Annotated in this window: 19 protein-coding genes; 3 read left to right on the top strand and 16 right to left on the bottom strand. The window is 64.1% G+C overall.

Annotation, left to right across the window (positions count from 1 at the left end; translation table 11 throughout):
- Position 1 precedes the first annotated feature (1 nt).
- The 4 genes from sdhA to ACFSOZ_RS05730 all read right to left on the bottom strand — a co-directional run bounded on the left by sdhA (position 2) and on the right by ACFSOZ_RS05730 (position 3,250).
- Positions 2-1,840 carry a succinate dehydrogenase flavoprotein subunit gene (sdhA, locus tag ACFSOZ_RS05745; protein ID WP_379094581.1) on the bottom strand — a complete coding sequence of 613 codons (1,839 nt, stop codon included), beginning with the start codon at positions 1,838-1,840 and terminating at the stop codon, positions 2-4.
- Position 1,841: 1 nt separating this feature from the next.
- Positions 1,842-2,237, bottom strand: coding sequence for a succinate dehydrogenase, hydrophobic membrane anchor protein (gene sdhD, locus ACFSOZ_RS05740; RefSeq protein WP_379023756.1), 396 nt, complete (start codon positions 2,235-2,237; stop codon positions 1,842-1,844).
- Positions 2,238-2,239: 2 nt separating this feature from the next.
- Positions 2,240-2,659, bottom strand: a complete 420-nt coding sequence (gene sdhC, locus ACFSOZ_RS05735; protein ID WP_379094579.1) for a succinate dehydrogenase, cytochrome b556 subunit — start codon at positions 2,657-2,659, stop codon at positions 2,240-2,242.
- A 246-nt stretch (positions 2,660-2,905) separates the two neighbouring features.
- Complete coding sequence (locus ACFSOZ_RS05730; RefSeq protein WP_379094577.1) at positions 2,906-3,250, bottom strand: hypothetical protein; 345 nt, start codon at positions 3,248-3,250, stop codon at positions 2,906-2,908.
- Between the two features lie 249 nt (positions 3,251-3,499).
- On the opposite strand from ACFSOZ_RS05730, the gene ACFSOZ_RS05725 reads away from it, so the two are divergent.
- Positions 3,500-3,859: a hypothetical protein gene (locus tag ACFSOZ_RS05725; RefSeq protein WP_379094575.1), complete on the top strand. Its 360-nt coding sequence runs from the start codon at positions 3,500-3,502 to the stop codon at positions 3,857-3,859.
- Positions 3,860-3,866: 7 nt separating this feature from the next.
- Here ACFSOZ_RS05725 and ACFSOZ_RS05720 read toward each other — a convergent pair whose 3' ends face one another.
- From ACFSOZ_RS05720 to rplS, 9 genes are all read right to left on the bottom strand, one after another.
- Entirely contained in the window at positions 3,867-5,063 is a 1,197-nt protein-coding gene (locus ACFSOZ_RS05720; RefSeq protein WP_379094573.1) for a GGDEF domain-containing protein, read from the bottom strand.
- Between the two features lie 76 nt (positions 5,064-5,139).
- The gene (locus ACFSOZ_RS05715; RefSeq protein ID WP_379094572.1) at positions 5,140-6,336 is read right to left on the bottom strand and encodes a GGDEF domain-containing protein; all 1,197 of its coding nucleotides are present in this window, start codon (positions 6,334-6,336) and stop codon (positions 5,140-5,142) included.
- Positions 6,337-6,560: 224 nt separating this feature from the next.
- Positions 6,561-7,970: a 3-isopropylmalate dehydratase large subunit gene (leuC, locus tag ACFSOZ_RS05710; RefSeq protein WP_379094570.1), complete on the bottom strand. Its 1,410-nt coding sequence runs from the start codon at positions 7,968-7,970 to the stop codon at positions 6,561-6,563.
- A gap of 291 nt (positions 7,971-8,261) precedes the next feature.
- Positions 8,262-8,897 carry a class I SAM-dependent DNA methyltransferase gene (locus ACFSOZ_RS05705; protein WP_379094568.1) on the bottom strand — a complete coding sequence of 212 codons (636 nt, stop codon included), beginning with the start codon at positions 8,895-8,897 and terminating at the stop codon, positions 8,262-8,264.
- A gap of 101 nt (positions 8,898-8,998) precedes the next feature.
- Positions 8,999-9,808: an amino acid ABC transporter permease gene (locus ACFSOZ_RS05700; RefSeq protein ID WP_379094566.1), complete on the bottom strand. Its 810-nt coding sequence runs from the start codon at positions 9,806-9,808 to the stop codon at positions 8,999-9,001.
- Between the two features lie 83 nt (positions 9,809-9,891).
- Positions 9,892-10,689 carry a transporter substrate-binding domain-containing protein gene (locus tag ACFSOZ_RS05695; protein WP_379094564.1) on the bottom strand — a complete coding sequence of 266 codons (798 nt, stop codon included), beginning with the start codon at positions 10,687-10,689 and terminating at the stop codon, positions 9,892-9,894.
- A 177-nt stretch (positions 10,690-10,866) separates the two neighbouring features.
- Positions 10,867-11,367, bottom strand: a complete 501-nt coding sequence (locus ACFSOZ_RS05690) for a MarR family winged helix-turn-helix transcriptional regulator (RefSeq protein ID WP_379094562.1) — start codon at positions 11,365-11,367, stop codon at positions 10,867-10,869.
- The gene (locus ACFSOZ_RS05685; RefSeq protein WP_379094561.1) at positions 11,364-11,798 is read right to left on the bottom strand and encodes an organic hydroperoxide resistance protein; all 435 of its coding nucleotides are present in this window, start codon (positions 11,796-11,798) and stop codon (positions 11,364-11,366) included. Before ACFSOZ_RS05685 ends, ACFSOZ_RS05690 begins: the two co-directional genes overlap by 4 nt.
- Before the next feature lie 140 nt (positions 11,799-11,938).
- The gene (gene rplS / locus ACFSOZ_RS05680; RefSeq protein WP_379094559.1) at positions 11,939-12,478 is read right to left on the bottom strand and encodes a 50S ribosomal protein L19; all 540 of its coding nucleotides are present in this window, start codon (positions 12,476-12,478) and stop codon (positions 11,939-11,941) included.
- Between the two features lie 312 nt (positions 12,479-12,790).
- Between rplS and ACFSOZ_RS05675 the strand changes: the two genes are divergently transcribed.
- The gene (locus ACFSOZ_RS05675; RefSeq protein ID WP_379094557.1) at positions 12,791-13,543 is read left to right on the top strand and encodes a sulfite exporter TauE/SafE family protein; all 753 of its coding nucleotides are present in this window, start codon (positions 12,791-12,793) and stop codon (positions 13,541-13,543) included.
- 6 nt (positions 13,544-13,549) lie between these two features.
- On the opposite strand, the gene ACFSOZ_RS05670 is transcribed toward ACFSOZ_RS05675, so the two are convergent.
- From ACFSOZ_RS05670 to rimM, 3 genes are read right to left on the bottom strand one after another with little or no spacing between them, the layout of a single operon-like run.
- Positions 13,550-13,972: a DUF4279 domain-containing protein gene (locus ACFSOZ_RS05670; RefSeq protein ID WP_379094555.1), complete on the bottom strand. Its 423-nt coding sequence runs from the start codon at positions 13,970-13,972 to the stop codon at positions 13,550-13,552.
- A 16-nt stretch (positions 13,973-13,988) separates the two neighbouring features.
- Positions 13,989-14,666, bottom strand: coding sequence for a tRNA (guanosine(37)-N1)-methyltransferase TrmD (gene trmD, locus ACFSOZ_RS05665; protein ID WP_379094553.1), 678 nt, complete (start codon positions 14,664-14,666; stop codon positions 13,989-13,991).
- Positions 14,663-15,262 carry a ribosome maturation factor RimM gene (gene rimM, locus ACFSOZ_RS05660; RefSeq protein WP_379094551.1) on the bottom strand — a complete coding sequence of 200 codons (600 nt, stop codon included), beginning with the start codon at positions 15,260-15,262 and terminating at the stop codon, positions 14,663-14,665. The genes trmD and rimM overlap by 4 nt, the downstream gene beginning before the upstream one ends.
- 175 nt (positions 15,263-15,437) lie before the next feature.
- On the opposite strand from rimM, the gene ACFSOZ_RS05655 reads away from it, so the two are divergent.
- Positions 15,438-16,376: a tyrosine recombinase XerC gene (locus ACFSOZ_RS05655; protein ID WP_379094978.1), complete on the top strand. Its 939-nt coding sequence runs from the start codon at positions 15,438-15,440 to the stop codon at positions 16,374-16,376.
- Positions 16,377-16,393: the final 17 nt, after the last annotated feature.

Genomic DNA, 16,393 nt, shown 5'->3' with positions numbered 1-16,393 from the left:
GTCAGTACACCCGTGCCTTGGGTGCGATCTTGGCGAGGTTGATGCCGCCGTCCTTTTCCGCCAAAAGTGGCTCGGTGTGCACCGGCCGGTAGGAGAGCGTCACCTTGCCGTCTTCGCTGAGCCGCGCCAGCGTGTGCTTGCGCCAGACCTTGTCGTCGCGCGCTGAAAAATCTTCTCGCGCATGCGCGCCACGGCTCTCCTTGCGCGCCTCGGCGCCATAGACCGTGGTGATGGCATTGGCCATCAGGTTTTCCAGCTCCAGCGTCTCGACCAGATCCGAATTCCAGATCATCGAGCGGTCGAACACTTTGACGTCCTTGAGCTCGCCCCAGATCTGCGAAATGCGCTTGCAGCCGTTTTCCAGCGATTCCTGCGTGCGGAACACCGCCGCGTCTTCCTGCATCGCCTTCTGCATCTTCTCGCGCAGCACCGCCGTCGGCGTCGAGCCGTTGGCGTGGCGCAGACGGTCGAAGCGGTCCATGATCTTTTCGACAGAGGCTTCATTGGGTGCGGGGATCGCCGACTTGCGGTCGATGACCTGGCCGGCCCGGATCGCCGCCGCGCGGCCGAACACGACCAGATCGATCAGCGAGTTCGAACCCAGCCGGTTGGCGCCGTGCACCGAGGCGCAGCCGGCTTCGCCGACCGCCATCAGTCCGGGCGACACCTTGTCCGGGCTCCTCGGCGTGGGGTTGAGCACCTCGCCCCAGTAATTGGTCGGCACGCCGCCCATATTGTAGTGCACCGTCGGCAGCACCGGGATCGGCTCCTTGGTCAGGTCGACGCCGGCAAAGATCTTCGCCGATTCCGAAATGCCTGGCAGCCGCTCATGCAGCACCGCCGGATCGAGATGGTCGAGGTGCAGGAAGATGTGGTCTTTCTTCTTGCCGACGCCGCGCCCTTCGCGGATTTCCAGCGTCATGCAGCGCGAGACGACGTCGCGCGAGGCAAGATCCTTGGCCGACGGCGCGTAGCGCTCCATGAAGCGCTCGCCCTCGGAATTGACAAGATAGCCGCCCTCGCCGCGCGCGCCTTCGGTGATCAGGCAGCCGGCGCCATAGATGCCGGTCGGGTGGAACTGCACGAACTCCATGTCCTGCAGCGGAAAGCCGGCGCGCGCCGCCATGCCGCCGCCGTCGCCGGTGCAGGTGTGCGCCGAGGTCGCCGAAAAATAGGCGCGGCCGTAGCCGCCGGTCGCCAGCACCACCATCTTGGCGGAAAAACGGTGGATGGTGCCGTCGTCGAGGTTCCAGGCGACGACGCCGGTGCAGGTGCCATCCGGCTCCATGATCAGGTCGAGCGCGAAATACTCGATGAAGAACTGCGCGTTGTTCTTGAGCGACTGGCCGTAGAGCGTGTGCAGGATGGCGTGGCCGGTGCGGTCGGCGGCCGCGCAGGTGCGCTGCACCGGCGGGCCGTCGCCGTAATTCATCATGTGGCCGCCGAACGGTCGCTGGTAGATCTTGCCCTCTTCGGTGCGCGAGAACGGCACGCCGTAGTGTTCGAGCTCGTAGACCGCCGCCGGTGCTTCGCGCACCAGATATTCCATGGCGTCGACATCGCCCAGCCAGTCCGACCCCTTGACGGTGTCGTACATGTGCCACTGCCAGGAATCGGGACCCATGTTGGACAGCGAAGCGGCAATGCCGCCCTGCGCCGCCACCGTGTGCGAGCGGGTCGGGAACACTTTGGAGATACAAGCGGTGCGCAGTCCCTGTTCGGCCATGCCGAGCGTGGCGCGCAGGCCGGCGCCCCCGGCGCCGACGACGACGACGTCGAATTTGTGGTCGACATAGGTGTAGGCGGAACCGGTGTTGGCGGTTTTTGCGTCCTTGGCCAACTCAGCCTCCGAATGCGAGCTTGAGCAGGGCGAAGATCGAGGCGACGCCGACCGCTATGGTGAAAAACGTATTGAGCGCGATCAGCGCCAGCTTCATGCCTTCGCCATGCACGTAATCCTCGATGATCACCTGCATGCCGAGCCGCATATGGATGAGCCCGGAGATGAGCACCAGGGCCAGCACCAGCGCCACGAACGGATTGGCAAGCGCTGCCCGCACGTCGGCATAGCCGGCGCCGTTGAGCGCGATGAGGAAGCCAACGAAGAACAGCGTCAGCGGGATGTTGGCGATCGCGGTGAGGCGCTGGCGCCAGAAATGCCCGGTGCCCTCGCGGGCCGAACCGAGGCCGCGGACTTTCGCCAGCGGCGTGCGCATATCGGTCTTTCCAGTGCTCATGATCAGGCTCCCCGCGCCATGTAGCCGGCGATCCAGATCAGCAGTGTCAACAGGATCGAGCCGGCCAGCGTCGCCCAGGCGATCTTCGAGGCCGTGTGCTTCTCCAGGCCGGCACCGGTGTCCCATACCAGATGACGCACGCCACCCAGCATGTGGTGCATCAGCGCCCAGGTGTAGCCGAACAGGATGAGCCGGCCGAGCCAGTTGCCGAAGGCCCAGTTGACCCAGTCGAACGTCGCCTGCGAGCTCGCCGCCGCCATCAGCCACAGCGCGACCAGCAGCGTGCCGAAATAAAGCGCACCACCGGTGATGCGATGGATGATCGACATCGTCATGGTGATCGGCGGCCGGTACACGGTCAGGTGCGGCGAAAGTGGCCGTTCACGTCTGACAAATTCGCGGGTGGCTGGTGATTTGCTCATGGCTCCCCCAGTTCGGCGTCCCTGGAGCCTCAGGTGGAAATGCGGCATTGCCGCTTTCGGTTGCGACTTCGGACAGCCGGTTTCTAATGCTCTTTTTGCACCGCGTCAAAGCCAGAAAACCGTTTCGAAAACGTAATTTAGTCTGACTTAAAGGCAGGCTTGGGCTTCAATCGATTAGGGGCTGGAGACTGCAGCCGGCTCGGTATCGCTGCAGTGCAGCATGCGCATGGGCATCCGCCGTTTCGGCTAGCGGGTGCAGGTCACCGGCGTGGAGCCCGCCTTCATGACCAGCGCCTCGCGGCCATCGATCACAATCGCGTCATGCTCCTGGCCGAAGCGGCTGTGCTGATTGGCGGGCGAGGCCGGCAGATCTTCGCTGACTCCGTCGGCACCGAGAACGCGCACCGAGGTACCGAGATTCTCGATGGTCATCCTGCCGCCATCGGCGCAAGTGTAGGTCGCGGTGCGCGGCTGCGGCGCGGACACGTCCGTGACGGCGGCTTTCTGAGAATTATTCTGGGGCACGCAGGCCATGGCGACAAAGAGCGGCGAAAGGGCAAGCGTCACCTGAAACGTCCGGCGCAACGCCATGTGCTGTCCCTCCCGCGCGGCAAAACTGGCCGCGATGCATCGCTAAGATCAAGGTCGACGCCGAACTGAACGCCGGCCGCAATGGTGCGGCCAAGCATGGCCGAAAGATGGCCGCCGGGTTTTCCACCCAGTCGGATATTAACCATGTTTACCGAGACCTCGCCGCGAAACGCGCCAGCCTCTTAACAAAGGTTAAGAAACGGTTAATTTCTGATTCGAGGAGGCTTTCCTCTAAACAAGGAGGACGCCATGCGTTCGAACTCGGGAAGAATGCGTCTTGCGGCGCTTATGGTGGCGGCTTCCGTCGTTGGCCTGGCAGCGCCAGCCCTCGCCGGCGCACGTCATCAGGATCGCGTCTACGCCGATTCGCTCGGCAATCTCGTCATCGACAGCGCCGCCGGCTACAAGCGCATCCTGGTCGGCGAAGGCAAATTGGCCAAGCAGCTGTCCGACTACACCAGCGCCGGTCAGCCCAAGGTGATCTACGAGAATGAAGCCGACGAAATCACCGGCTTCGATTGCTACCGGCCGCCAGTGTTCGTGAAGGGTCGCAGCTATATGTACGGGCTTTCCGACGGCGAGATGCCCGAACTCAGCCCCTGCCGCTGATCCGGATCTAACCAGCGCTGGCCGTAGCCACTCGTTCGCCGGTTGGGCCGGCCGACACCCGCACGCAGTCGCGCCCGGCATTCTTCGCCTGATAGAGTGCCTGGTCGGCGCGCCGCATCAGCTCGGCAAAATCTTCGCTCGGATGAAGTTCGGCGACGCCGAAGCTCGCCGTGCAGCGATTGTCCGCCGGTAGCCCGTCGATGGGCAGCGCACCGAAAGCGCTGCGTGTGCCCTCGGCGAACAGCCGGGCGGCGGCAAGGTTGGTTCCCGGCAGGATGATGGCGAACTCCTCGCCGCCGATACGGCCGGCGACATGGTGACCGGCGGCGGCCTCGCGCAGGAAGCCGGCGAAGGTCTCGATCACCCGGTCGCCCGACGCATGGCCGAAACTGTCGTTGACGCTCTTGAAGTGATCGAGGTCGGCGATGACCAGCGCGACCGGCACGCCTTGCCGCATCGCGCCAAGCACCGCCAGCTCCGCCTGGCGGGTGAAGCCGCCGCGGTTGAGCAGGCGCGACAGCGTGTCCGTCTCCGACCTCGACGTCACCTCGGCAAGCACGTCGCGAACCAGGATGGCCAGCATCAGCAGCGCCAGCGCCAGGCCGAAGACGGTGCCGAGCGACTGCGACACCAGCGCGTAGCTGCTTTGCACATAGGCCTGCGGGTTGGCGCCCCAGCCGCCGAGCGCATGCGCGATGAACGGCTTTGACGCAAACTGCAGCCCGCTGGCCGCCAGCACTGCCATCAATATGCGGTCGAGGCGGGCGGGCCTTTGCTTCGACGACCAGACGATGGCGAGGCCGATGAACTGCATGACCGCATAGGGAAGCTGATAGGCCATCATGCGGGGCAGCGACTGGCGCGGCAGGTCCTGCACGACATACACCGCGACGGCGGTGGCGAGCAGGAAGAACAGCATTGGCGCCCATGGCGGCGCCACACCGTATTTGTGCGCAAGCCCGCCGTTGAAGGCGATGGTGGCGCCAAGGAAGACGGCGAAGGCAGCGACGACCACCGGCCGCGCATTGTCGAAGGCGGGGATGCTGAATTCGATGGCGAAATAGACCATGCCCAGGAGATAGCCGAACGCCAGCCAGCGCGGCGCGGCGCGGCCGGTCTCATGCAACGCGACCGCCAGGAAGGATGCCGCCAGCAGGCCGGCAACCGACAGATTGATCAACAGGATGAAATTGGCGCCGCTCATGTTCTTCCCGCACCCGCCCCGACAGCTAAGCATCGACGGGCGAAGAAGACGTTAACGCTGGCCCGGCCGGGCAGGATCAGCCTGCCTTGAGCGGCTCCGGCACGAACACCGTTTCCGGCCGCTCGTAGGACAGGCGGACGCTGTCGCGGCCATTCTTCTTGGCCTTGTAGAGCGCGTCGTCGGCACGACGCATCAGCGGCTCCAGGGCCTCGTCGCCGCTGCGAGCCGCCACGCCGAAGCTGGCCGTCACCTTTGTGCCGGCAGGAAGCCCGTCGACATGGCCGGCCGAATAGACCGTGCGCACCGCCTCGGCGAACAGCCGCGCGGCGGCGAGGTCGCTCAACGGCAGCAGCACGGCAAACTCCTCGCCGCCAATACGCCCGGCAACGCCGCGCGCGCCGGCGGCCAAGCGAAGCTTGCTGGCGAAGTCGGCGATCACGCGATCGCCCGCGGCATGCCCGTGCACGTCGTTGAGCGCCTTGAAATGATCGAGGTCGGCCAGCACCAGCGCGACCGGGAAGCGCGCGGTGGCGCAGTGCCGCAGCAGCTGCATGCCTCGCTCCTCGAAACCACGGCGATTGAGAAGGCCCGAAAGCGGGTCGGTGTAGGTCTCGGTCTTCAGCGCTTTCAACACGTCGAGTGCTGCGGCGGAGAACAGGCAGAGCGCAATCAGCAGCGACAGCAGTGCATGCGACAGTAGCGCCGTCGTCCAGTAGGATGAGCCGTAGAATCCGTCATAGCTGGTGAAGGGTCCGTGCGCGATGACGACGACAAGGGTGCGCACGAAGAAGTTCAGGCCCGACAGCAGCGACAGCACGAACAGGATGTTTTCGGTCGGGCCATTGCGGCGCACGGGCCGCAGTTCGGCGGCGACCAGAAGACTGATCCCGCCAAAGGCGAAATTCATCGCCAGGATGCGCCAGGTGAGATCCGGCACGACGAACAGGAACCAGCACAACGACGCCAGACCACCGCCGGCCAGCACGCCGATCCCCACATAGGGCACCTTGCGGCCATAGCGGTGGATGATGGCGCTGGACAGGCAGCAGCCGGCAACGGTGAAGCAGATGTTCGACGCCACCTTGGTCAGCGGCATGCCGATGGGCAAGGTGAAATACTGCAGCAGGAAGCCGGCCGCCGACAGACTGTAGCTGATCGCCAGCACGGCGAGATATGGGCGGTGGCGTTGATAGGACCACAGCAGGAGGAAGGCCGCGCCGAGTGCCAGCGCGATCGTCGGATTGAGCAGCGCTATCAACAGGCCAGTGTCCAAAGGACTGTGACTTCCCCTCGCTTACGTGAGGGAAGACCTTAGGGCGCAAGCCCAAACAAGCGGTTAAGCAAAATCGAATGTGCGGCCGGGCGGATGAAAAAAGACCCCGGAAGCCGCAAAGCTCCGGGGCCTGGCATGCATCCGCAGCTGGAAGCTGCGGCTCAATCTTTTTGTTTGAGGCAATTCCGGACGGAAAACCGGTTCACACTTTTCCTGGAATTGCTCTACTTCCACTCGCGGATGTCGACGAAGTGGCCGGCGATCGCCGCCGCCGCCGCCATCGCCGGCGACACCAGATGGGTGCGGCCCTTGAAGCCTTGCCGGCCCTCGAAATTGCGGTTCGAGGTCGAGGCGCAGCGTTCATGCGGCTTCAGCCGGTCGTCGTTCATGGCAAGGCACATCGAGCAGCCCGGCTCGCGCCAGTCGAAACCGGCGGCGACGAAGATCTTGTCGAGGCCTTCGGCTTCCGCCTGTTCCTTGACCAGGCCGGAGCCCGGCACGATCATCGCATCGACATGTGGGCTGACTGTCTTGCCTTCGACCACCTTGGCGACGGCGCGCAGGTCCTCGATGCGGCCGTTGGTGCAGGAGCCGATGAAGACGCGATCGAGCGATATATCGGTGATCTTGGTGCCCGGCGTCAGCCCCATATAGTCGAGCGCGCGCTGCTTGGAGGTGCGCTTGTTTTCATCCGAGATGTCGTCCGGGTTCGGCACGATGCCTTGCACCGACACGACGTCCTCGGGCGAGGAGCCCCAGGAGACGATCGGCGGCAGCTTGGCCGCGTCGAGCACGATCACCTTGTCGAAATGCGCGCCCTCGTCGGACTGCAGCGTCTTCCAGTATTCGAGTGCCGCATCCCAGGCCGCGCCCTTCGGGGCGCGCGGCTTGTCCTTGACATAAGCGAAAGTCGTCTCGTCGGCGGCGATCAGGCCGGCGCGTGCGCCGCCCTCGATCGACATGTTGCAGATCGTCATGCGGCCTTCCATCGACAGCGCACGGATCGCCTCGCCGGCATATTCGATGACATAGCCGGTGCCGCCGGCGGTGCCGATCTCGCCGATGATGGCGAGGATGATGTCCTTGGCGGTAACGCCATCGGGCAACTGGCCGTCGACACGCACCAGCATGTTCTTGGCCTTGCGCTGGATCAGCGTCTGCGTCGCCAGCACATGCTCGACCTCCGACGTGCCGATGCCGTGCGCCAGCGCGCCGAAAGCACCGTGCGTCGAGGTGTGGCTGTCACCGCAGACGATGGTCATGCCGGGCAGAGTAAAGCCCTGCTCCGGACCGATGATGTGGACGATGCCCTGGCGGATATCGTTCTCGGAATAATATTCGACGCCGAAATCCTTGGCGTTCTTGGCCAGCGCCTCGACCTGGATGCGGCTTTCCTCGTTCTTTATGCCAAACTTGCGCTCGGGCGAGGTCGAGACATTGTGATCGACCACGGCCAGCGTCTTTTCCGGATGCCGAACCTTGCGGCCGCTCAGGCGCAGGCCTTCGAAGGCCTGCGGGCTGGTCACTTCATGGACAAGGTGGCGGTCGATGTAGAGCAGGCAGGTGCCGTCGTCCTGGCGGTCGACGACGTGGTCTTCGAAAATCTTGTCGTAGAGGGTGCGCGGTGCGCTCATGTGCGTAAATCCGTCGATAAGAGAATGGGAAAGAGATGCCAGACCTCCGGCCCGGCGAAACGACCTGGACAGGTCGGCCTAGGTAAGTCGGCTGGTCAGTGCGCCGGACACGCGCGCGGAGAAACGCGACGGCAGGCGTTTTCTGTCCTGCAGCACGAACCCCTTGTAAGCCGGATCGCCAAAAAGCTCTTCCATGGCGTGGCTCATATCAATGTTTTGGGTTTTCGGCAATTGCGGCGTGCGGCGCGGCTCTTTCCTTCTCCCCTTGTGGGAGAAGGAAAGATGCGTCCCTCAAAGCACTTCAAACACAAAAGTCTTCACCAGCGCGTCGGGCTCCGCGATCGCGTAGCACCGGAACCACGAGCTTTGCTCGACCGGTCGCCATTGTTTCGCCTGCTCCAGTTCGTCGAAAACAGCCTGGAACCCGCCGCTCGCAAAAACCTGGTCGCGCACAGTGAAGATGGCGTGGCCGCCCTTCCGGGTGATGCGCACCAGCTCGTGCAGGCCCGATGCCGGCGCATGGCTGATGGTGAACACGCCGGTCGAGACGAAGGCGCGGAAATGGCCATCCGGCCAAGGCAGCGGCCCGCCCAGCATCGCCTGTTTCAGCTCGCTGTAGGCGTTGCGGCTGCCGGCGATCTTCAGCATGTCGTCGGAGAGGTCGAGACCGGCGATATCGTCGTAACCGAGCGCCTTCAGCGAAGGGCCCGACAGGCCGGTGCCGCAGCCGGCATCAAGCAAGGGTCCATCGCCAGCCGGCACGTGGCGCGCCACCCAGGCGCTGATCAGGAAAGGCAGCAAATAACCGAGCGACGCGGTCTCGCTGTCGTAGGTCGCGGCCCATGCGGCATAGGCCTCGGCGAGTGCTTCCGGCGTATCGGCCGTATAGACGGAATCCAGCGCCGCATTGGCTTTGTCGACGATCATAGGTCGTGCCTCTCCCAGCTATGCATGTCGCCCAAAAGTGCGCAGCGGTTTTGGGACAACGGCATGCACCAACGCAAGATACCGCTGTCTTGGCCCAAAGCCTATTCCTCGTGCTGGCGGCGCAACCGCCGTTCCAGCGCCCGCAGGGCCAGAGACAGACCGACGGTCAGGATGAGATAGACATAGGCGACGATCGAATAGGTCTCGAAGAAGCGGAACGAGCCGGCGGCGTAGACCTTGCCCATCTGGGTGATGTCGGCGACGCCGAGCACCGAGACCAGCGAGGAATCCTTGACCAGGGCGACGAAATCATTGCCGAGCGGCGGCAGGATGGTGCGGATCGCCTGTGGGAACACAATCAGCCGGAAGCGTTGCGCCCGCGTCAGGCCCAGCGCCTTCGCCGCCTCGATCTGGCCTTTCTCGACCGCCTGGATGCCAGCGCGAAAAACCTCCGAGATGAAAGCCGAATAGCCGATGGTCAGCGCCATGATGGCGCGCCACAACAGCGACACGTCGCGCACCAGCAATTCGTCCACGAGGCCGGCATTCTGCAGCGGCGCGGTCAACGCATTCCAGCCCGCGACGAAGGCCGGCGCGCCAACGAAGGCAATCCAGAACAACAGCACCAGGATCGGCACGCCACGAATGATCTCGACATAGAAGCGGGCGATCTGGCGCAGCAAGCGCGAGCCCGACAGCCCCATCAGCGAAATGCCCAGTCCGATGGCGGACGCCAGCACGAAGGCGACCACGGTGACGAAGACGGTGATGCCGATGCCCTTGGCGACGGTGGCAAAAACCTGGGCGTAGAGATTACTGGTGGCGACGAAGACGGCCACCGCGATCGCGATGGCCACGGCCACGACAAGCCACCAGGGGAAGTCGGATTTGGAGGTGGAAGGGGCCTGCATCAGAAGGGTTGCACCAAGGCACCCCTCGACGGTCGTGCAGGTTTCAGCGCGCTAGCATCACCCCACACCCGCGCCAAGACGAACTACTGCCCCATCTTGTAATCAAGGAACCACTTCTTGTTGAGCGTGTCGAAGGTCCCATCCGCCTTGAGCGCCGCGATTGCCGCGTTGACCGGCTTCACCAGATCGGAACCCTTTGGGAAGATAAACCCGAAATCCTCGGTGCCGAGCGGCCCGCCGATCAGCTTCAGCTTGCCGTCGGAAGCGTCGACATAGCCCTTGCCCGCGGTGCCGTCGGTCAGGACGACATCGACGTCGCCGGACTTCAGTGCCTGCACCGTTGCGCCGAAGGTCTCGAACAGTTTGATGCGCGGGTTCTGCTCGTTGCCGTCGAGCACACTGTAGACGGCGGTGTAGAACGGCGTCGTGCCGGCCTGCGCACCGATCAGCCCATCCTTGAAGGCGCCGAACGTCTTGGCGTCGGTGAAGCGGCTTTCGTCACCACGCACCAGCATGAACTGTTCTGAACGCATATAGGGGTCGGAGAAATCCACCTTTTGCTTGCGGTCGTCCTTGATGGTGATGCCGGTCATGCCGATGTTGTACTGGTTGTCGGAAACCGCCTGGATCATCGCGTCCCAGGAGGTGTTCTGGTACTCGACGGTGAAGTTCAGCCGCTTGGCGATCTCGTTCATCGCATCATATTCCCAGCCGATCTGTTTTCCCGTCTTGGCATCGATGAACTGCAGCGGCGGATAGGCGTTTTCCGTCACCACCACCACCTTCTTGCCGCCGAGATCGGGCAGCGCCTGCGCGAAGGCGGCAACCGGCGCCAGCATGAGGGCAAGCAGGCCGGCCAGCAGCAGTTTCGATTTGGTCATGACACACTCCCCGGAAGTGAAAGCGCCCGGACATCAGCCGGGCTTGCAGGAAAATCCGGCGCCGACTTTAGCTTTCCGCAAGCGTCATGCAAGACGGTCCGCTGCGTCGGCGCGCGCGAAAGCGGATTCCAGTACCTTCAATCCGGAAATTCCAGGACGATCCTTGCGGATCCGTCGTCAATCACCGTCCGCGGCATTGGCGCCCGCCGCACGCAGACCGTCGATCAGCCGGGTCAAGCTGTGATGCAGGGATTTCAATTCGTCGCCATCGAGCATCGAATGGCACCGCATCGCGGCCGACACCGCCTTGGCGCTCTCCCGCAGTGCTTGGCCCCGCTGTGTCGGTTCGACCAGCACCCGGCGTTCGTCGGCGGCATCGCGCCGGCGCGTCACCAGGCCGTTCGCTTCGAGGCGCTTGAGCAGCGGCGTCAGCGTTGCCGAATCGAGCCCCAGGGCATCACCGAGCTCGCCGACGGTGCGCGGTGCATGCTCCCACAGCGCCAGCATGGTCAGATATTGCGGATAGGTCAGGCCGAGCGGCTCGAGCAGCGGCCGGTAGAGCCGTGTCATCAGCCCGCTCGCCGAATAGAGCGCGAAGCAGAGATGCTGCTCAAGCTTCGGTATCCCGGCGAAATCCGCCGGGACGTCCAGGGGCGAAGGGGTCGCTCTGGTGGTCATGCTGCCTTTGCCGGAAGCGCCTTTGCCGAAAGCGCCACTTCGATGTTGCCCTTGATCGCATTGGAATAGGGGCAAACCTGGTGCGCTGCCGATACAAGCGCTTCCGACGCCGCCTGATCAAGACCTTTCGTCTCGGCCGCGAGCGAAACGCCGAGCAGGAAACCGCCCTGGCCATTGGGGTGCAGGCTGACATAAGCCGTCACCGAGGCATCCTGCAGCGGCAGTTTCTGCTTGCCGGCGATGAAGCGCATGGCGCTTTCGAAGCACGCCGCATAACCAGCCGCGAAAAGCTGCTCGGGATTGGTGGCACCACCCTTGCCGCCCAGTTCCTTCGGCATGGCAAGGTCGAGGCTGAGCAGGCCATCGCCGCTCTGGACATGGCCGGCGCGGCCGCCGACGGCCCGAGCTTGAGTGGAATACAATGCGGTCATCAAGTTTCTCCATTTATCTTGTGCACGATTGTTTAGTACACGATATAAATCGAGTCAACCGTGGATTTTCTGCCAGGACACGAAACCCCCAAAACGAAAAAAGGCGGCCGAAGCCGCCTTTTTGGAAACTTGTCGAAACCTTATTCGGCGGTGGCTGCTTCCGCGGCCTTGGCTGCCTCGGCGGCGGCCTTCTTCTCGGCCGCGTCCTGGGCGGCCTTCTCGACGGCCAGAGCCTCGGCGGCTGCCACCTTCTCGGCTTCGATGCGGGCCTTCTCGGCGTTCAGCGCATCGCGCTCCTCATCGTTCAGCTTGCGGGCGCGCACGCCGGTGTTTTCCGAGATACGGGCCGACTTGCCGCGACGATCGCGCAGATAGTAGAGCTTGGCGCGACGCACCTTGCCGCGGCGGACGATCTCGACGCCTTCGACCATCGGCGAGTAGACCGGGAACACGCGCTCGACGCCTTCGCCGTAGGAGATCTTGCGGACGGTGAAATTTTCCTGGAAGCCGGAACCGGCGCGAGCGATGACGACGCCCTCATAGGCCTGGACGCGGGTGCGGGTGCCTTCGGTCACGCGGACCTGGACGCGCACGGTGTCGCCGGGCTGGAATTCGGGAAGCTTGCGCTTGGCTTCGATCTTGGCCGCCTGTTCGGCCTCGAGCTGACGGAGAATATCCATCTCAAAAATCCACTTCTTGTTCTTCCGACAGTCAGAGCGTCCGACACTCGCCTTGCAGTTCCAATGACCGCTCGGCTATGCCCTTTGTTCGAAAACATTGGGCAGGGGCGACTACACCGTCATTGTTGACGGGTCCGGCAGAGTTTTCTTGCCGGTACGGGCGGGCACATACAGCTATTTCAGCGCTTTGTCACGCCTGACCCCGAGTCTTTTTTGCTCCCATGGCACCATCATAACCTTCCGGTGCCGGGTTGCGTCCATCCTGCAAGCTTCCTAAGCCGGGCGCAGCACAGTTTTCCGCGGCGGCATTCCATGTCCATCTTCGACGCCATCCTGCTTTTCCTCGCGGGCTTTCTGTCCGGCGCCGCCAATGCGGTCGCCGGCGGCGGCACCTTCATCACCTTCGGCGCCATGACATTGGTTGGCCTGCCGCCGATCGTCGCCAATGCCACCTCCTCTGTGACGCAATTTCCCGGCTACATCACCTCGACGCTCGCCTACTCGGCCGACATCAGGCATTTCTGGCGCGGTGCGCTGCTGCTCTGCCTGATCTCGGCGGCCGGCGCGCTGGCCGGTGCGCTGATCCTGCTGGCGCTCGACAATCCGTCGTTTCGTGTCCTGGTGCCGTGGCTGCTGTTGGGCGCAACTGCATTGTTCGCCGCCGGGCCATGGCTGAAGCCGGCGCCAAAACCCGGGCACGAAGCCGCCGTGGGGTCGCTGGCCGGTTCGCTGGCGCAATTCGTCACCGCCGTCTATGGCGGCTTCTTCGGCGCCGGCATGGGCGTCATGATGCTGGCGACACTCGGCCTCACCCAGGCCGGCGACTATCACCGGCTGAACGCGCTGAAGAACATGCTGGCCATGGTCATCGCCGCGGTCGCGATCGTCGTCTTCGTCTCGGGCGGCGTCGTCGCCTGGCCGCAGGCCATCATCATGATCCCTGGCGGCGCGCTCGGCGGCTATGCCGGCGTCTGGATCGCCAAGCGCGTGCCGCAGAATCTGGTGCGCGGCTTCGTCGTCGCCGTCGGCCTGTTCCTCGCTTTCTACTACTTCAGCAAGGGTTGAATCAGGTCAGTCTGCTTCGGGCAGATCATGGTAGATGTCGAGGCCAAGCTTAATGCCGCGCTCGCCCAGCTTCTGTAGCGTCTGCGGTGTCAAACCCAAACCTCGACTTTCTTCACCAAGCCAGACGCCACAGAACATATCTACCTTGAACCGCAGCACGAGAGCGGCCCAGACCGAAAGATCTGATGTAAGTGTCGCGAGGATATCTGCGATCTGCCGATCGAGTTGATCGCCTGCCTCGTATTCCGACGAGAGCCGCCAGAATCCGGTTAGCGCTATCCGAGGTGGACGATTTGGGGGATAGGTATGAAAATCCCCCTTCCCGATTGCATAGGTTGGTTTCCCGCCCAGCAATCTGGTCAGATCCACGGGATCCAGATCATCGCCAAAGAACCTGAGGCTTGCCGAGCTTTGGGCAATCTCAGGCATTGTTGGCTTTTCCGATTTACAGCAAATCCGGCCGCCGCTCCTTGGTCAGCTTCTCGGACTCCGCGCGTCGCCATGCAGCGATCTTCTTGTGATTGCCGGAAATCAGCACCTCGGGAATCTCGCGCCCCTCGAACTCCTGCGGCCGTGTGTAGTGGGGATGTTCGAGCAGGCCGTTTTCAAAACTCTCTTCCTCGCCCGACACCGCGTTGCCCATCACGCCGGGCAACAGGCGCACCACCGCATCGAGCAGCACGAGGGCCGCCGGCTCGCCGCCCGAGAGGATGAAATCGCCGACCGAAACCTCTTCCAGGCCGCGCGCTTCGATCAGCCGCTGGTCGACGCCTTCGAAGCGGCCGCACAGAATGACCGCGCCCGGTCCAGCGGCCAGCTCACGCACCCGGGCTTGGGTGAGAGGTTTGCCGCGCGGGCTCATCAGCAGCCGTGGCCGCGCATCGCCTTCCGGCGAAGCATGGTCGATCGCCTTCGCCAAAACGTCGGCGCGCATCACCATGCCGGCGCCGCCGCCGGCCGGCGTGTCGTCGACGGTGCGGTGGCGGTCGGTGGCGAAGTCGCGGATCTGGATCGCTTCCAGCGACCACGTGCCGGCTTCGAGCGCCCGGCCGGCGAGCGACAGGCCAAGCGCACCCGGGAACATCTCGGGATAGAGCGTCAGCACCGAGGCTTTGAACGTCACCGGTTGCCCCCGGCGTCGCTCGGTCCGCGCGGCCGGCCCTTCGGGTCGAAGTCTTCCTCGCGCGGGCCATCGCCGTCCTCGTCGTCGACAAGTCCGGCCGCCGCCGGGTCGACGCGGACAAAACCCTCGGCGATCGACACATCAGGCACTGCGGCCTGTGTGAACGGGATCAGCACGCCCTTGCGCCCGCCCAAGGTCACATCGAGAATGTCGCCGCCGCCGAAATTGTGCACGGCGACGACCTTGCCGATGGCAGCACCGGTCTCGTCCCGGACTTCGAGGCCGACGAGGTCGGCATGGTAGAACTCGTCCTCCTCGCCGTCGTCGGGCAGCATCGAACGGTCGACGAACAACTCGGTGCCGGCCAGCGCCTCGGCGGCGTTGCGGTCGGCAACACCCTTGAAGCGGACCACGACGACGGTGTTGGCCGGCCTGATATCGATGATCTGGAAGGCGCGGCCGTCCCTGGCGTAGAGCGGCCCGTAATCGGCCAGCGCCAGCGGCTCACCGGTGAAGGTTTTCACCCGCAATTCGCCCTTGATGCCGTGGGCGGCGCCGATCACGGCCATCTGGACAGGGTTCTGGGGCTTGCTCATGGCGCGACATCCTTTGGCTTTGCTCTAACGCTCCCCGATTGTCATTTCAATGACGCGCTCTTCACTGCTTCCTAACCCGGTTGCCGGAAAATGGCCGCCAATGCATGTCGCCCAAAAGTGGCTCCCGGTTTTGGGGACAACGACATGCATGAAACAAAAGATTTGGAAGCACGCCATGCAGGAATTCCTCATCCCGGCAAAACCCGATCTCCAGGCGGCGCGTGAAAGCTGGCTGAAGATGCTGGCGCGCGAACGCAGGCTGTCACCCGAAACCGTCGAAGCCTATGAGCGCGACACCCGCCAGTTCCTGCATTTCCTCACCGGCCATTGTGGCGGCTCGCCCGGCATTTCGGACATCGCCACTCTGCGCCCGGCCGATCTGCGCGGCTTCCTCGCCGCCCGCCGCAACGCCGGCGCCAGCGCCCGCACACTTGGCCGCGGACTGGCCGGCATCCGTTCGCTGCTGCGGTTCCTCGAACGGCGCGGCCTCGTCAATGCGGCGGGTGCTGCCGCGTTGCGCGCTCCGCGCCAGCCCAAATCGCTGCCCAAGCCGCTGACGGCGAGCGATGCCAAGCATATCGTTTCCGTCGAAGGCCAACTGGCGCAAGAGCCGTGGATCGCTGCCCGCAATGCCGCCGTGCTGACGCTGCTCTACGGCTCCGGCTTGCGCATATCCGAGGCGCTCGGCCTCGCTGGTGCCGATCTGGCGTCGGCGACCGACACCGTGCTGCGGGTCACCGGCAAGGGCGGCAAGACGCGGCTGGTGCCGGTGCTGCCGGTGGCGCTGCGGGCGATCGCCGAATACCGCCGGCTGTGTCCTTATCACCTCGACCCGAAGGGCCTGTTGTTTCGCGGCGCGCGCGGCGGCCCGCTCAACCCGGCCATCGTCCAGCGCGACATGGCGAAACTGCGCTCGGCGCTCAACCTGCCCGATACCGCGACGCCGCACGCGCTGCGCCATTCCTTCGCCACGCATCTGCTCGGCCGCGGTGGCGACCTGCGCACCATCCAGGAGCTACTCGGCCACGCCAGCCTGTCGACGACGCAGATCTACACCGGCGTCGACACCGCAAGGCTGCTCGAAATCTACGAATCGGCGCATCCGAGGGCATGAAGCTTCAATTTTGCAGT

The sequence above is a fragment of the Mesorhizobium newzealandense genome (assembly GCF_042682145.1).
GTDB lineage: Bacteria > Pseudomonadota > Alphaproteobacteria > Rhizobiales > Rhizobiaceae > Mesorhizobium > Mesorhizobium newzealandense.
Note: the sequence above shows the minus strand (reverse complement) of the source record. Positions and strands in the feature narration are given on the sequence as shown.

Excerpts from the sequence above, each read along its gene's own strand:
- sdhD (WP_379023756.1), bottom strand. The coding sequence starts at position 2,237 with ATGAGCACTGGAAAGACCGATATGCGCACGCCGCTGGCGAAAGTCCGC.
- sdhC (WP_379094579.1), bottom strand. The coding sequence starts at position 2,659 with ATGAGCAAATCACCAGCCACCCGCGAATTTGTCAGACGTGAACGGCCA.
- ACFSOZ_RS05730 (WP_379094577.1), bottom strand. The coding sequence starts at position 3,250 with ATGGCGTTGCGCCGGACGTTTCAGGTGACGCTTGCCCTTTCGCCGCTC.
- ACFSOZ_RS05725 (WP_379094575.1), top strand. The coding sequence starts at position 3,500 with ATGCGTTCGAACTCGGGAAGAATGCGTCTTGCGGCGCTTATGGTGGCG.
- ACFSOZ_RS05720 (WP_379094573.1), bottom strand. The coding sequence starts at position 5,063 with ATGAGCGGCGCCAATTTCATCCTGTTGATCAATCTGTCGGTTGCCGGC.
- leuC (WP_379094570.1), bottom strand. The coding sequence starts at position 7,970 with ATGAGCGCACCGCGCACCCTCTACGACAAGATTTTCGAAGACCACGTC.
- ACFSOZ_RS05705 (WP_379094568.1), bottom strand. The coding sequence starts at position 8,897 with ATGATCGTCGACAAAGCCAATGCGGCGCTGGATTCCGTCTATACGGCC.
- ACFSOZ_RS05700 (WP_379094566.1), bottom strand. The coding sequence starts at position 9,808 with ATGCAGGCCCCTTCCACCTCCAAATCCGACTTCCCCTGGTGGCTTGTC.
- ACFSOZ_RS05695 (WP_379094564.1), bottom strand. The coding sequence starts at position 10,689 with ATGACCAAATCGAAACTGCTGCTGGCCGGCCTGCTTGCCCTCATGCTG.
- ACFSOZ_RS05690 (WP_379094562.1), bottom strand. The coding sequence starts at position 11,367 with ATGACCACCAGAGCGACCCCTTCGCCCCTGGACGTCCCGGCGGATTTC.
- ACFSOZ_RS05685 (WP_379094561.1), bottom strand. The coding sequence starts at position 11,798 with ATGACCGCATTGTATTCCACTCAAGCTCGGGCCGTCGGCGGCCGCGCC.
- rplS (WP_379094559.1), bottom strand. The coding sequence starts at position 12,478 with ATGGATATTCTCCGTCAGCTCGAGGCCGAACAGGCGGCCAAGATCGAA.
- ACFSOZ_RS05675 (WP_379094557.1), top strand. The coding sequence starts at position 12,791 with ATGTCCATCTTCGACGCCATCCTGCTTTTCCTCGCGGGCTTTCTGTCC.
- ACFSOZ_RS05670 (WP_379094555.1), bottom strand. The coding sequence starts at position 13,972 with ATGCCTGAGATTGCCCAAAGCTCGGCAAGCCTCAGGTTCTTTGGCGAT.
- rimM (WP_379094551.1), bottom strand. The coding sequence starts at position 15,262 with ATGAGCAAGCCCCAGAACCCTGTCCAGATGGCCGTGATCGGCGCCGCC.
- ACFSOZ_RS05655 (WP_379094978.1), top strand. The coding sequence starts at position 15,438 with ATGCAGGAATTCCTCATCCCGGCAAAACCCGATCTCCAGGCGGCGCGT.